This window comes from Magnetospirillum sp. WYHS-4 (assembly GCA_039908345.1).
GTDB lineage: Bacteria > Pseudomonadota > Alphaproteobacteria > Rhodospirillales > GLO-3 > JAMOBD01.
This window is the reverse complement of sequence record JAMOBD010000023.1, coordinates 25,808-39,610: the sequence shown is the minus strand read 5'-3', so window position 1 is coordinate 39,610 and position 13,803 is coordinate 25,808. Positions and strand designations below refer to the sequence as shown.

The window sequence follows — 13,803 nt, the reverse complement described above, 5'->3', positions numbered from 1 at the left end:
GCAAGCCGTCGACTTGGCGCAGCGCGCGCTGCGCCGCGCCCCCGACGACGCGGCGGCGCACCGCCTGCTGGGGCTCGCCTGGATGCGCCTGTTCGATCGTGGACGGGCCGTCCTGCACTTGAACCGCTGCCTGGAGATCGCCCCCGGCGATGCCGAGGCCGCCGTCGCCCTTGCCACTCTCGAGGAGCGGCCGGTTTCCCTGCCCGCCGACTTCGTCCGCTGCCTGTTCGACGAGTTCTCGGAACGCTACGACGATCACATGCGCCGCCGCCTGCGCTACAAGGGGCCCGAACATGTTCTCGATGCGCTGCGGCGCACGGGCGGCTTGGAGCCGGGCTTGTACGACGTCCTGGACCTCGGCTGCGGCACCGGGCTGTCGGGCGAGGCGATTCGCCCCTTCGCCCGCCGCCTGGAAGGCATCGACGTCTCGGCCGGTATGGTCGCCAAGGCCCGCGAACGCGGCATCTACGACGCCTTGGCGGTCGCCGACATGCTGGCCGCCCTCGGGGCGGCGGCCCGCTGGGACCTGATCCTGGCGGTGGACGCCCTGGTCTACGTCGGCGATCTGGGCCCGGTCCTGGCGGCGGTGGCCCAGGCTCTCCGCCCCCACGGCCGCTTCGCCGGCACGGTGGAGGAATCCGCCGGCCCCGACCTGGAACTCAAGCCGACCAGGCGCTTCGGCCATGCTCGCGGGCACGTGGAACGCACAGTCGCCGCCGCCGGTCTGCGCCTGGCCTGCCTGGAATCCGCCAGCTACCGGGAAGAGAAGCTGGTCCCCGTCCCGTCCCTGATCTTCGTCGCCGTCAAGGAAGCCTGACGCCTACCGCTTGTCCTTCGCGGGGGCTTCCTTTTCCTTCTCCTTTTCCTTGGCGGCGGGTTTGGGCGGCGGGGGCGGAACGTCTTCCTCCTCCACCTTCTCCTTGCCCTTCTTCGGCTTTTCCGCCAGGCCGGCCTTGGCGTTCAGCCAGACGGTGCAGATCTTCACCCAGTTGTCGACCGAATCGCTGCGCGCCGTGCCCATCTCGGGCACCGTGTTGCAATAGACGTTGAGCGCCTGCCCGCTGCGGCCCGCCTGTTCGGCGGCGGCGGGCAGGGCGAAGGCCGCCATGCCGGCGGCGGCAATCAAGGAAAGAGTTTTCCTCATGGATGCACCTCTCTCATAGGGTGGGCGCATCATACAGGCTTTACCAGCACATGTCTCTTCTTGCCTGCGGACAGTTTCGCCGATCCATCGGCCTGCAGATCCGCCAGCGTGATGGACTGTGTCTCGCCGGTCACCGGCGCATCGTTGAGCTTGGCGCCGCCGCCCTTGATCAGGCGGCGCGACTCGCCGCCCGAAGCCGCCAGGCCGGCGCGATGGAACAGCATGAAGGCGGGGATGCCGGCTATCAGTTCGGCGCGCGGCACCTCGAGGGTGGGCAGGCCTTCGGCCGTCACGCCCTCCTCGAAGGTCTTGCGGGCGGTTTCGGCCGCCTCGCGGGCCGCGTCGTCGCCGTGGCAGAGCCGGGTCGCCTCGGTGGCCAGGACCTTCTTGGCCTCGTTGATTTCCGCCCCGCCCAGGGACTCCAGGCGGGCGATCTCGCCCAGGGGCAGATCGGTGAACAGCCTGAGAAAGCGGCCCACGTCGGCGTCCTCGGTGTTGCGCCAGTACTGCCAGTAGTCGTAGGGGCTCAGCATGTCGGCGTTCAGCCAGACGGCGCCTGCCGCCGTCTTGCCCATCTTGGCGCCCGAGGCGGTGGTGAGCAGCGGCGTGGTCAGGCCGAAGAGCTGGCGGTCGTCCACCCGCCGGCCCAGTTCGACGCCGTTGACGATGTTGCCCCACTGGTCGGAACCGCCCATTTGCAGCACGCAGCCGTGGCGCTTGGCCAGTTCGACGAAGTCGTAGGCCTGGAGGATCATGTAGTTGAATTCCAGGAAGGTGAGCGGCTGTTCGCGTTCCAGGCGCAGCTTGACCGAGTCGTAGGTCAGCATGCGGTTGATGGTGAAATGCCGCCCATAGTCGCGCAGGAAGCCGACGTAGTGCAGGCCGTCCAGCCAGTCGGCGTTGTTGACCATCACCGCGTCGGTGGGCCCGTCGCCGAACTTGAGGAACTTGGCGAAGACCTGGCGGATGCCCGCCATGTTGCAGGCGATGTCGGCATCGGTGAGCATCTTGCGGGCTTCGTCCTTGCCCGACGGGTCGCCCACCTTGGTGGTGCCGCCGCCCATCAGGACGATGGGCTTGTGCCCGGCTTGTTGGAAGCGGCGCAGCAGCATGATCGAGACCATGGAGCCCACGTGCAGGCTGGGCGCCGTGCAGTCGAAGCCGATATAGGCGACGATGGGCCCCTTGGCCGCCAGTTCGTCCAGGGCTTCCATGTCGGTGCACTGGTGGACGAAGCCGCGCTCGGTGACGGTGCGCAGGAATTCGGAACGGTGGGTGGTCATGGCCGTCTCTTCCAAAAAGGCATGGAACGCCGCTAGTTAGCACGAAGCCCGCCGGGACCCTAGCGGAAATCCGCCCTTTCGCCCCCAGCGAATTTTCCATCAAACGATTGACTGAAATTCTCAGACGCCGAATATGTCCGTCGACTCAATCCCATAGCCGGGAGACTCCAAAGCATGCCCACCGCCCTCGGCCTGATGAGCGGCACGTCGCTGGACGGCATCGATGCGGCGATCCTGGTCACCGATGGGGAACGGATCGAAGCCTTCGGGCCGGCGCTGACCCTGCCTTACGAACCGGCCTTCCGCGATCGCCTGCGCGCCTGCCTGGGCACCAGGGGCGATGGCGCGGTGGAGCGGGAATTGACGATCCGCCACGCCCTGGCCGTCAAGCGTCTGGCCGCCGACTGGGGCCGGCCGGTGGACATCGTCGGCTTCCATGGCCAGACGGTGCTGCACCGGCCGAAGGACGGCATCACCGTGCAGATGGGCGACGGGGCCCTGCTGGCCCGCGAGACCGGGATTCCGGTGGTCGGCGACTTCCGTTCGGCCGACGTGGCGGCGGGCGGCGAAGGGGCGCCGCTGGTGCCCCTTTATCACGCCGCCTTGGCCCGCGACCTGGACAAGCCCTTGGCGGTGCTCAATCTGGGTGGCGTCGGCAACGTCACCTTCCTGGGCCGGGACGGCGGCTTGCTGGCCTTCGACACCGGGCCCGGCAACGCCTTGCTGGACGACTGGGTCCGCACCCACAAGGGCATGCCCTGCGACGTGGACGGCAAGCTCGCCTTGGCGGGCCGGGCCGACGCCTTCACCCTGGTCGACCTGTTCGCCCATCCCTTCTTCCGCCGCAAGCCGCCCAAGTCCCTGGACCGCGACGACTTAGCCGCCGCGCTCGATACCGTGGCCCGGCTGTCGCCGGCCGACGGGGCGGCCACGCTGACCGGCTTCACCGCGGGCGCGGTGGGGCGCGCCGTCGAATGGCTGCCCGAGGAACCCCGGCGCTGGCTGGTCTGCGGCGGCGGACGGCGCAATCCGGCGCTGATGGCGGCCCTGGTCCAGGCCCTGGAAGTCCCGGTCGATCCGGTGGAGGCGGTCGGCTGGCAAGGCGACGCCCTGGAGGCCCAGGCCTTCGCGTTCCTCGCCGTACGCTCGACGCGGGGCTTGGCGCTCAGCCTGCCGACCACCACCGGGGTGGCGCGCCCGATGCCCGGCGGAACCCTCTACAGGCCTTGACGAAACTCTGCCATAATTCGCTCCCTCGCGAGGTAAGGAGGTCCGATTTGCGGACGGTGGCACGCATCCTGTTGACGGCTTTCCTGGCGGCCGCGCTGGCGGGGCCGGCCGCGCTGCTGCCGTCGGAAGCCGCGGCGGCCAAGGGTGGCGCCAAGAGTTCCGGCAAGCCGGCCAGCGCCAAGACGACGGCGCCCAAGCAGAAGAAGACCAAGGACAAGGACGGCCGCTACAAGGGCGGGCAGCCGCCGCCGCGCCCGGCACCCGGCTACGGCCCGACCACGGATGCCGCCATCAAGGCGGTGCGGCACCGCAAGGAGACGCGCGCCAGGATGGAAGCCAAGGCCAAGGAACAGGGGCCGGAGGCCGAGGCCGCCGCCAAGACCCTGGGCATGGCCGACCGGCGGACCGAGACGGTGTTGGCCCCGGTGCGGCGGGAAGTCGGCGAGGAGAAGTTCGGCCTCGCCTACGATGGGCTGCGGCGCATGGCGCGCGGCCAGATTCCGCCCCCCGAGGGCGCGGCCCCCGCCCAGCCGGCCCCGCCGCCCGAACCGCCCAAAGACGGCAAGCCCGATCCAGAAGCGGCGATCAAGGCCCAGGCCGAGGATATGGCCCGGACGGCGATCCAGGCCCAAGCCCAGGTCATGCTGGGTGACCTGTTCATGGACGGCAAGGGCGTGGCCAAGAGCTATTCCCAGGCCCGTATCTGGTTCCTGCGTGCCGCCAAGCTAGGCAATACGGATGCTGCCTACCGCTTGGCCCTGATGGCCGAAACCGGTCTCGGCGTGCCGCGTAGCGGCGGACAGGCCGTGGAATGGTATGAGGTCGCCGCCGAAGGCGGAAACCTGCCGGCCATGCTGCGGCTCGCCAAGGCCCATCGCCACGGCGAACTGGAACTGCGCCAGAACGTCGCCCCGGCCCTCGACTGGTACCGGGAGGCGGCTGCCCAAGGCAGCGACGAGGCCCGTCAGGCGGTGACGCAACTGGAGGTCAATAAGCCTTCACCCGATTCCTCGCTGGCCGAGGCCGCCGCCCGTGCCGGACGCGACCTGGGCGGAGCCATGCAACAGGCCGCCGCCGGATTCGCCACCGCGTTGCAGGGTGCCAGGACGCCGGAGGGAAACCCGACCGGCGAAGCGCTGGGCGATGCCCTGGGCAAAGCCATGGGCGAGGCCATGGGCGAGGTGCTGGGCCGCATGGCCCAGGCGATGGTGGAAGGATTGGGCGGCGCCCTGGCGGAGGACCGCGCCTCCCTGCTCGACGATCCGGAGACGCCGGACGAGGCCTTCACCGCCTTCGTCGCCCGCTATCTGGTCCTGCATCGGGCCAAGGATCTGGCGGGAGTGAAGTCCCTGTTCCATCCCGCCAGCATGGCCTGCGTCGCCGACGCCAACCTTGCCGACTACGACGCTCTGCTGCAAGCGCGCCTGGAGCAGTCCCTGGGGACGGGGGACCCCGTCCTCCAGCGCCACAAGGTGGCCGAGGACGGCCCCTTGCCCTTCGCCGGATTCATGGACTATCCGCGCCGGCCGACTCATTACGTCGCCATGAACCTGGAATCGGCGGATGGTCGCAAGATTCCCTTCAGCAGCGCCTTGATTCGGGAAGGCGAGCAGTGGTCCTTCGTCTTCCCCTGCCTGAAGCCCCATGCCCTGGACTGGCTGCGGCGGAGCCGGACCGGCGCCCCGGCCGCCGAAGTTCCGGCTCCGGTGCCGGCCAAGGGCCCGACCCGCCTCGATCCCGCGCCGAAGAAGCAGGATGAGCCGACGCGTGGCGTCCCCATGGAATTCCCGCCGGCCGGCAAGGCCCTGGTCGATCGCCTGCTGGTTCTCATCCGCGCCAAGGACACCCGCGGCCTGGACGACCTCATGCATCCGATGGCGCGGGCCTGCGTCAACGCCAAGACGGCTCCATTTTTCGCCTTTCTCGACGAGACCCTGGTCGGCATCGATCTCGGTCAGCCCCACGAGGTGGCGACCTTCGCCGTGGCCCCCGGCTATTCCGGGACCGCCTACCGCCCGACGCCTACCCACGAGGTCTATATCAAGTACGGCTTCACCACCTTCGACGGCGGCAAGGGCAAGAGCTGGAACGGCGTCTCCCTCTTTCTGGTCGAAGCCGAAGGGCGCTGGAACACGGTTCCCCCCTGTCCCACCGAGGAGCATCTGTCCATGTTGCCCATGCTCCGCGCCCTTTACGAAGGCATGAAGTCGGGCAAGGTCAAGTAACCGATGCCGGTGGAAGCCAAGATCTGCGGCCTGAGGACGCCGGAGGCGGTCGCGGCCGCCGTCGAGGGCGGAGCCCGCTACCTGGGCTTCGTCTTCTTCTCCCGCTCGCCCCGCCATGTCGCCCCCACCGAGGCTTCTCGCCTGGCCGCCACCATCCCGCCTTCGGTGAAGAGGGTCGGCCTGGTGGTCGATGCCGACGACGCCGCCTTGGCTGTCCTTTTGCGGGAGTGTCCGCTCGACATCCTGCAACTGCACGGCCGGGAAACGCCGGACCGCGTCCGCCAGGTGCGCGAACGTTTCGGCTTGCCGATCCTCAAGGCGCTCCCCATCTCGGAGGAAGGCGACGTCCGGGCGGCGCGGGCTTACGAGGACGCGGCGGACCTGCTGCTCTTCGATGCCAAGCCGCCCCGCGGCGCCACCCGTCCGGGGGGCAACGCCCTGGCCTTCGACTGGACCCTGCTGGCGGGGACGGTCTGGCGCCGGCCCTGGCTGCTGGCCGGCGGGCTGGAGCCCGGCAACGTGGCCGAGGCGGTGCGCCTGAGCGGCGCCCGCGCGGTGGATGTGTCGTCGGGGGTGGAAGACGCCCCCGGCATCAAGAACCCGGCCAGGATACGCGCCTTCCTGGATGCGGTTCGCGCCATTCCGTAAGGGAGTTTCCGATGTCCGATCTCGCCAAGACCGACGACCTGTTCTTTTGCCGTGCCGGAATGGACCGGGGACGGGTGGTAGGGCTGGTCGGCGAGGCCCTGGCACGCGCTGACGACGGCGAGTTGTTCCTTGAATACCGGCAATCGGAAAGCCTGGTCTTCGACGACGGCCGGCTGAAAAGCGCCTCCTTCGACACCGCGCAGGGCTTCGGCCTCCGGGCGGTGGCGGGCGAGGCCACGGGCTACGCCCATGCTTCCGAACTGTCGGAAGACGCCATCCGCCGCGCCGGGGCGACCGTGAAGGCGGTCCAGGGCGGGGGCGGGGGCAGCTTCGCCGCGCCGCCGGCCGGAACCAACCGCAGCCTCTACGTCGACGACAATCCGCTTGCCCTGGTCGACTTCGCCGACAAGGTTGCGCTGCTAGGCGAGATGGACGCCTACGCCCGGTCGCGGGATTCCCGCGTTCGGCAAGTCTCGGCCTCGCTTTCCGGCTCCTGGCAGGCGGTGCAGATTCTCCGGCCCGACGGGCTTCGCGTGGCCGACATCCGGCCGTTGGTGCGGCTCAACGTCTCGGTGGTGGTCGAAAAGGACGGCCGCATGGAATCGGGCGGCCACGGCCTTGGGGGACGGGTGGCCTACGCGGCTTATCTGCGCCCCGAATCCTGGAAGGCGGCGGTCGATGAGGCATTGCGCCAGGCCTTCGTCAATCTGGAGGCCACCCCCGCCCCGGCCGGGGAGATGCCGGTGGTGCTGGGGCCCGGCTGGCCGGGAATCCTGCTGCACGAGGCCATCGGCCACGGCCTGGAAGGGGATTTCAACCGCAAGAAGACATCGGCCTTTGCCGGCCTGCTGGGCCAGCGGGTGGCCTCGCCGGGGGTCACGGTGGTGGATGACGGCACGCTGCCCGACCGGCGCGGCTCGATCACCGTCGACGACGAAGGCACCCCCGGCCACCGCACGGTGCTGATCGAGGACGGCGTCCTCAAGGGCTACATGCAGGACCGGCTGAACGCCCGTCTGATGGGCGCCTCCTCGACCGGCAACGGCCGACGCCAAAGCTATGCCCATGCCCCGGTGCCGCGCATGACCAACACCTATATGCTGGCCGGGCCGCACGACCCGAAGGCGATCCTGGGTTCGGTGAAGCGGGGCCTTTACGCCGTCACCTTCGGCGGCGGGCAGGTGGACATCACGTCGGGCAAGTTCGTCTTTTCCTGCACCGAGGCCTACCTGATCGAGGACGGAAAGGTCGGTGCCCCGGTCAAGGGCGCCACCCTGATCGGCAACGGCCCGGACGTGCTGACCCGGGTGTCGATGATCGGCAACGACCTGGAACTGGACCCCGGCATCGGCACCTGCGGCAAGGACGGGCAGGGCGTGCCGGTGGGAGTCGGCCAGCCGACCTTGAAGCTGGACGGCCTGACGGTGGGCGGAACGGCCGTGTAGAGTCCGATTGTCCCATGGAAGCGACCGCCCTCGCGCCGTGGGGGGGCCGCCGCATCTGTGGCCATCGATATTTCGATGGCTGATGAAATTAACCATTTCCTACCCGTTCGAGCCGAAAAATCGCTCGCGGAAGCCGAAATTGGGATGGTTTGACCCCGGACCTTGGCAAAAATACCCATGCCAGGCCTGTTGTAATTGAATTTAGAATATTATTAATATCACGATGTGAGAGAGAGGGGGTCCGTGACCTCGCGTGTCCGGGCGGTCGTTGGCCGTCCCGCGCTCCCGTTCCGGAAGCCGGCGTCGATCGTCGGCACCTAGGGAAGGAGAGGGTGTGCAGAGAGGGGACCGGCACGTGGTCAGACTGGATTCGCCTTCGGAATCGTCTCGGTATGGGAGTTCGGTATGAGCGCACCGACTGCTGCCTTCAGTGGCACCCCGGACGCAGTGACGTACAACGAGGACATTGTCCGCAAGTTCGTCATCGCGGCCACCTTTTGGGGGGTGATCGGGTTCATCGCTGGCACGTTTATCGCGTCCCAGCTTGCCTTCCCGATCCTTAATCTGGATCTCGAGTGGACGACTTTCGGGCGCCTGCGTCCGGTCCACACTTCCGCCGTCATCTTCGCCTTCGGCGGCAACATCATGTTGGGCACGTCCTTCTACGTGGTCCAGCGCACCTGCCGCGTGCCGCTGTTCGGCGGTCCGGGCCTGGCCAATTTCGTCTTCTGGGGCTTCCAGGCGGTGATCGTCATCGCTGCCCTGGGCTACGTCCTGGGCATCACCCAGGGCAAGGAATACGCCGAGCCCGAGTGGTACGTCGATCTGCTTCTCACCGTCGTGTGGGTGGCCTACCTGGTGGCCTACGCCGGGACCCTGATCGTGCGGCGCGAGAGCCACATCTACGTGGCCAACTGGTTCTACTTGGCCTTCATCCTCACGGTCGCCGTCCTGCACCTGGGCAACAACGTCGCCCTGCCGGTGTCCTTCATGGGGGCCAAGAGCTACATCGCCTGGGCCGGCGTCCGCGACGCCATGACCCAGTGGTGGTACGGCCACAATGCGGTCGGCTTCTTCCTGACCGCCGGCTTCCTGGGCCTGATGTACTACTTCATCCCCAAGCAGGCCGGCCGTCCGGTGTATTCCTACCGGCTGTCGATCATCCACTTCTGGGCTCTGGTGTTCCTGTACATCTGGGCGGGTCCGCACCACCTTCATTACACGGCGCTGCCCGACTGGGCCCAGACCCTTGGCATGACCTTCTCCATCATGCTGTGGATGCCCTCCTGGGGCGGCATGATCAACGGCATCATGACCCTGTCGGGGGCCTGGGAAAAGCTCCGCACCGATCCGGTGTTGCGCTTCCTGGTGACCTCGGTGGCCTTCTATGGCATGAGCACCTTCGAGGGCCCAGCCATGTCGGTCAAGGCGGTCAACAGCCTCAGCCACTACACGGACTGGACCATCGGCCACGTGCACTCCGGTGCGCTCGGCTGGGTGGCCTTCGTCAGCTTCGGCGCCCTCTACTTCCTGGTGCCCAAGCTGTGGGGTCGTGAGCGGCTCTATAGCCTGCGCATGGTGACCTGGCACTTCTGGATCGCCACGGTCGGCATCGTGTTCTATATCACCGCGATGTGGATCTCGGGCATCATGCAGGGCCTGATGTGGCGGGCTTACGACGAACTCGGCTTCCTTCAGTACTCGTTCATCGAGACCGTAGAGGCCATGAAGCCTTACTACATCATCCGCGCGTTCGGCGGTCTGCTCTTCGTGGCCGGCTCGCTGATCATGGTCTACAACTTCATCAAGACCGCCAAGGGCGAGATCCGCAACGAGGCGGCCTTCGAAGAAGTGCCCGTCGCGGCTCGGGCCTAGGGCGAGGAGGTTCACACCATGAAGCACGAAATCTTCGAGAAGAACGTGATCGTCCTCGCGATCGCTATCCTGGTCACCATTTCCATCGGCGGCCTGGTGCAGATCGTTCCCCTGTACACGATGGAGCAGACCATCGAGAAGGTGGATGGCATGCGTCCCTACTCTCCGCTGGAGCAGTTGGGCCGCGACATCTACATCCGCGAGGGCTGCTACACCTGCCACAGCCAGATGGTCCGTCCGTTCCGCGACGAGGCGGAGCGCTACGGCCATTACAGCCTGGCGGCGGAGAGCATGTACGACCATCCGTTCCAGTGGGGGTCCAAGCGTACCGGACCCGATCTGGCCCGTGTGGGCGGCAAGTACTCCAACGAGTGGCACAAAGCCCATCTGGTCAACCCGCGCGCGGTTGTCCCCGGGTCCGTCATGCCGGGATATCCCTTCTTGACCAAGAAGGATCTCCCTTATGACGACATCCAGGCGAAGATGAGCACCCTGCGTGCCGTCGGCGTCCCCTACACCGATCAGCAGATTGCCAACGCCAAGGCCGACATCGTGGCTCAGGCCAACGGCGAGAAGGGCGACTCCAATGCCCTGCTCGCACGTTATCCGAAGGCCAAGGTCGGTGACTTCGACGGCGACCCCAACAAGGTCTCCGAGATGGACGCGCTGGTCGCCTATCTGCAGATGCTGGGGACGCTGGTGGACTTCACCACCTTCAAGCCCGAGCTGGCTCAGAGGTAATCGGAGGATCGGCCGTGACGCTTCAAGAAATCTATCTCTGGGCGCGGGAAGCCTGGGTCGTTTGGATGATGCTGCTGTTTTCCGGCATCATCTTCTGGGCCTTCCGCCCCAAGAACAAGGATCGCTTTGAGCGGAACGGCCTGATCCCTTTCAAGGATGAAAGCAACGGAGGGTGAGTCATGGCGCACGTCGAAAAGGACGCCTTGACGGGTACTGATACCACCGGGCATGAGTGGGACGGCATCAAGGAACTGAATACGCCGCTGCCCCGCTGGTGGATCTATACGTTCTACGCGACCATCGTCTGGTCGATCGGCTACTGGATGGTCTATCCGGCTTGGCCGACCTTCAGCGACTACACCAAGGGCATGTTCGGCTATTCTTCCCGTGCCGAACACGCCCGGGAGATGAAGGACGTCAAGAAGAGCCGCGAAGTCTGGTCGAAGGAATTCGAGAAGAAGACCGTCGACGAGATCGCGGCCGACCGCAAGCTCATGCAGTACGCCATGGCGGGCGGAAAGATGATCTTCGGCGACAACTGCGCGCCCTGCCACGGCTCGGGCGGTTCGGGGGCCAAGGGCTACCCGATTCTGGCCGACAACGACTGGCTGTGGGGCGGTACGCGGGACGCGGTCTACCAGACCATCCGCTTCGGCATCCGCTCCGAGCACAAGGACGCTCGCATCAGCGACATGCCGAAGTATCTGACCGACCAGATCATCAGCAAGGAAGAGGCCGATGCCGTGGCCGATTACGTGCTGACCCTGTCGGGCAGCGGCGGCAAGGCGACGGATGCCGGCAAGAAGGTGTTCGCCGACAACTGCGCCGCCTGCCACGGCGAGGACGGCAAGGGCATGATGGAACTTGGCGGCCCCAGCTTGGCCGACAAGATCTGGCTGCACGTGGAGCCCACCAAGGCGGGCGTCATGGGCCAGCTCACGCTGCCGAAGCAGGGCGTCATGCCGGCCTGGGCCGGTCGCCTGAGCGACGTCGAGATCAAGCAGGTCTCGCTGTACGTCCACTCCCTGGGTGGCGGCAGCAAGTAAGGTACCTGCTGGATGCTTCCATCCCCGCCGCGTGTTCCTCCCGGGCCGCGGCGGGGCTTTTCCTTTCTCTTTTGACATGAGGCAGGACAACGACCGGGATAATGCCCTAGACTCAGTCCGAATGGCTTAACGCGATACGCTCCGGCACATCGGATATCGGTGGGGGACGCCGGGACGCCGCAACGAACAGGACCCTGGAGACACCATGGCTACCGCCAATTCCGCGACTCGCGACGCCACCCCCCCGGCCTCGCGCCAAGCCCAGCTTTACGCCAAGCATCAGAAGATCTATCCCCGCGACGTCAAGGGGATATTCCGGACTGCCAAGACCCTTTCGCTGTGGGCGATGCTGGCGGTCTTCTACGGCACTCCCTGGCTACGCTGGGACCGTGGGGCCGGCGCACCCGACCAGATGGTCCTGATGGACGTGGATGGGCGCCGCGGCTACTTCTTCAACATCGAAATCTGGCCGCAGGAGGTCTACTATTTGACCGGACTGTTGGTTCTGGCCGCCATCGGCCTGTTCTTCGCCACCAGCCTGTTCGGCCGCGTCTGGTGCGGTTTCGCCTGCTTCCAGACCGTCTTCACCGACCTGTTCATCATGGCCGAACGGTTGTTCGAGGGCGATCGCAACCGCCGTCTCGCCCTCGACAAGGGGGCTTGGACGGTCGACAAGATCCTCAGGAAGGGGGCCAAGCACGCCGTCTGGCTGTTCGTTTCGGCCCTGACCGCCTATAGCTTCATCCTTTATTTCAACGATGCCTTCGCCATCACTCGCAACATGATGGACGGGGCTGCCGGTCCCTGGGTCTACGGTACCCTGGGCGGGCTAACCTTCACCACGTACATCTTCGCCGGATTCGCCCGCGAACAAACCTGCATCTACATGTGTCCCTATGCGCGCTTCCAGAGCGCCATGATGGACGAATACTCGATGATCGTCACCTACGAGGCTTGGCGCGGCGAGCCCCGCAGCAACGCCAAGCCGGGGCAGAAGTTCGAGGGGCGCGGCCACTGCGTGGATTGCGGGAGCTGCTACCAGGCTTGTCCGACCGGCGTCGATATCCGCGAGGGCCTGCAGATCGCCTGCATCGGTTGCGCGCTTTGCGTGGACGCCTGCAACAACATCATGGACCGCTTCGGCCTGCCGCGCGGTTTGATCACCTACGACTCCGAGATGAATCAAGTGGCCCGCTCGAAGGGCAATCCCACGACGAATCATCTGCTCCGCATGCGGACCTGGGGCTATGTGGCGATCATGACGGTGGTGACGGGCGTGATGGCCTACGGCATCACCCATCGTTCCACGGAACATGTTTCGGTGATTCGCGACCGCGCGCCGCTGTTCGTCATGCTGTCGGAAGGGGACTTGCGCAACGCCTATACGCTGAAGATCTCCAACAAGGAGCGCAAGGATAAGATCTACGAATTGTCCATCGCCGGCCTAGCCGGCGCGACACTGGGGGCGGTGGGCGAGGAGGAGAGCGGCAAGGCGATGATCGAATTGCCGGCCCGTCCCGACATGGTCAACAGTTTCCGCATCTTCGTTACCGCGCGTCCCGACATCCTGAAAGGAAAGTCGACCGACATGGCGTTCCAGATCAAGGACAAGGCCTCCGGCCAAATCGTCAGTACGGCCACCGTCTTCATGGGGCCTGGACAGTGATGGCCGCCGGACAGCGCCCGCGCGGTTGGTGGTATCCCTGGATATTCGTGGGCGGCATGGCGGTCGTGGTGGCGGTCAACATCTTCATGATGACCATGGCCGTGAAGACCTTTCCCGGCCTGGAGACCCAGGACGCCTACCAGAAGGGGCTGGCCCACAACCAGACGTTGGCCAAGGCTCGCGCTCAGGCGGAACGGGGCTGGACGGCCGAAGTGGTCTTCTCTCCCGATGCCCAGCGCAAGGGCGACCTGACAGCGATCCTTCGCGACCGCGATGGCCGGCCCCTGGATGGATTCCAGGTGGAGGCGACCTTTGTCCGTCCCACGGTCGGCGGCCACGACTTCAAGATCGATCTGGCAGGCAAAGGGGGCGGCGCCTATGCCGCCCCGGTGACGGTGTCCCTGTCGGGACAGTGGATACTCAATCTCGCCGCCCGGCGAGGCGAGGAAACCTTCGAGGACAGTCGCAAAATCAAGGTGCCTTGATCGCCTGTTGGTGTA

At 66.4% G+C, this 13,803-nt stretch carries 12 protein-coding genes and 2 pseudogenes; 11 read left to right on the top strand and 3 right to left on the bottom strand.

The window, feature by feature from the left end; all coding sequences use genetic code 11:
- The coding region (locus tag H7841_08665; protein ID MEO5336951.1) for a methyltransferase domain-containing protein at positions 1–817 on the top strand (817 nt) is incomplete at its 5' end.
- 3 nt (positions 818–820) lie between these two features.
- On the opposite strand, the gene H7841_08660 is transcribed toward H7841_08665, so the two are convergent.
- On the bottom strand, positions 821–1,144 hold the full coding sequence (locus tag H7841_08660) for a hypothetical protein (GenBank protein MEO5336950.1): 324 nt from the start codon (positions 1,142–1,144) through the stop codon (positions 821–823).
- Positions 1,145–1,173: 29 nt separating this feature from the next.
- Positions 1,174–2,427 (bottom strand): tyrosine--tRNA ligase, encoded by a 1,254-nt coding sequence (tyrS, locus tag H7841_08655; protein MEO5336949.1) that lies wholly within the window; start codon positions 2,425–2,427, stop codon positions 1,174–1,176.
- Positions 2,428–2,601: 174 nt separating this feature from the next.
- On the opposite strand from tyrS, the gene H7841_08650 reads away from it, so the two are divergent.
- Together H7841_08650 and H7841_08645 are read left to right on the top strand one after the other, a co-directional pair.
- Positions 2,602–3,657 (top strand): anhydro-N-acetylmuramic acid kinase, encoded by a 1,056-nt coding sequence (locus tag H7841_08650; GenBank protein ID MEO5336948.1) that lies wholly within the window; start codon positions 2,602–2,604, stop codon positions 3,655–3,657.
- Between the two features lie 659 nt (positions 3,658–4,316).
- Positions 4,317–4,561: pseudogene (locus H7841_08645) on the top strand (sel1 repeat family protein).
- 206 nt (positions 4,562–4,767) lie between these two features.
- Here the strand turns inward: H7841_08645 and H7841_08640 are convergent.
- Positions 4,768–4,899 (bottom strand): annotated as a pseudogene (locus H7841_08640) (energy transducer TonB).
- A 986-nt stretch (positions 4,900–5,885) separates the two neighbouring features.
- Between H7841_08640 and H7841_08635 the strand changes: the two are divergent.
- The 8 genes from H7841_08635 (at position 5,886) to H7841_08600 (ending at position 13,788) form a co-directional block, all read left to right on the top strand.
- Entirely contained in the window at positions 5,886–6,530 is a 645-nt protein-coding gene (locus H7841_08635) for a phosphoribosylanthranilate isomerase (GenBank protein MEO5336947.1), read from the top strand.
- Positions 6,531–6,541: 11 nt separating this feature from the next.
- Entirely contained in the window at positions 6,542–7,975 is a 1,434-nt protein-coding gene (gene tldD, locus H7841_08630; GenBank protein ID MEO5336946.1) for a metalloprotease TldD, read from the top strand.
- 405 nt (positions 7,976–8,380) lie between these two features.
- Positions 8,381–9,850 (top strand): cytochrome-c oxidase, cbb3-type subunit I, encoded by a 1,470-nt coding sequence (gene ccoN / locus H7841_08625; GenBank protein ID MEO5336945.1) that lies wholly within the window; start codon positions 8,381–8,383, stop codon positions 9,848–9,850.
- Between the two features lie 18 nt (positions 9,851–9,868).
- Positions 9,869–10,591: a cytochrome-c oxidase, cbb3-type subunit II gene (gene ccoO, locus H7841_08620; GenBank protein MEO5336944.1), complete on the top strand. Its 723-nt coding sequence runs from the start codon at positions 9,869–9,871 to the stop codon at positions 10,589–10,591.
- A 14-nt stretch (positions 10,592–10,605) separates the two neighbouring features.
- A complete protein-coding gene (locus tag H7841_08615; GenBank protein MEO5336943.1) occupies positions 10,606–10,767 on the top strand; it encodes a cbb3-type cytochrome c oxidase subunit 3 in 162 nt (53 codons plus the stop codon).
- Between the two features lie 3 nt (positions 10,768–10,770).
- Complete coding sequence (ccoP, locus tag H7841_08610) at positions 10,771–11,637, top strand: cytochrome-c oxidase, cbb3-type subunit III (protein MEO5336942.1); 867 nt, start codon at positions 10,771–10,773, stop codon at positions 11,635–11,637.
- Between the two features lie 205 nt (positions 11,638–11,842).
- Positions 11,843–13,303, top strand: a complete 1,461-nt coding sequence (gene ccoG, locus H7841_08605) for a cytochrome c oxidase accessory protein CcoG (GenBank protein MEO5336941.1) — start codon at positions 11,843–11,845, stop codon at positions 13,301–13,303.
- Positions 13,303–13,788, top strand: coding sequence for a FixH family protein (locus H7841_08600; protein MEO5336940.1), 486 nt, complete (start codon positions 13,303–13,305; stop codon positions 13,786–13,788). The genes ccoG and H7841_08600 overlap by 1 nt, the downstream gene beginning before the upstream one ends.
- Positions 13,789–13,803 lie beyond the last annotated feature (15 nt).

Excerpts from the sequence above, each read along its gene's own strand:
- ccoN (MEO5336945.1), top strand. The coding sequence starts at position 8,381 with ATGAGCGCACCGACTGCTGCCTTCAGTGGCACCCCGGACGCAGTGACG.
- tldD (MEO5336946.1), top strand. The coding sequence starts at position 6,542 with ATGTCCGATCTCGCCAAGACCGACGACCTGTTCTTTTGCCGTGCCGGA.
- ccoO (MEO5336944.1), top strand. The coding sequence starts at position 9,869 with ATGAAGCACGAAATCTTCGAGAAGAACGTGATCGTCCTCGCGATCGCT.
- H7841_08650 (MEO5336948.1), top strand. The coding sequence starts at position 2,602 with ATGCCCACCGCCCTCGGCCTGATGAGCGGCACGTCGCTGGACGGCATC.
- ccoG (MEO5336941.1), top strand. The coding sequence starts at position 11,843 with ATGGCTACCGCCAATTCCGCGACTCGCGACGCCACCCCCCCGGCCTCG.
- H7841_08600 (MEO5336940.1), top strand. The coding sequence starts at position 13,303 with ATGGCCGCCGGACAGCGCCCGCGCGGTTGGTGGTATCCCTGGATATTC.
- tyrS (MEO5336949.1), bottom strand. The coding sequence starts at position 2,427 with ATGACCACCCACCGTTCCGAATTCCTGCGCACCGTCACCGAGCGCGGC.
- H7841_08660 (MEO5336950.1), bottom strand. The coding sequence starts at position 1,144 with ATGAGGAAAACTCTTTCCTTGATTGCCGCCGCCGGCATGGCGGCCTTC.
- H7841_08635 (MEO5336947.1), top strand. The coding sequence starts at position 5,886 with ATGCCGGTGGAAGCCAAGATCTGCGGCCTGAGGACGCCGGAGGCGGTC.
- ccoP (MEO5336942.1), top strand. The coding sequence starts at position 10,771 with ATGGCGCACGTCGAAAAGGACGCCTTGACGGGTACTGATACCACCGGG.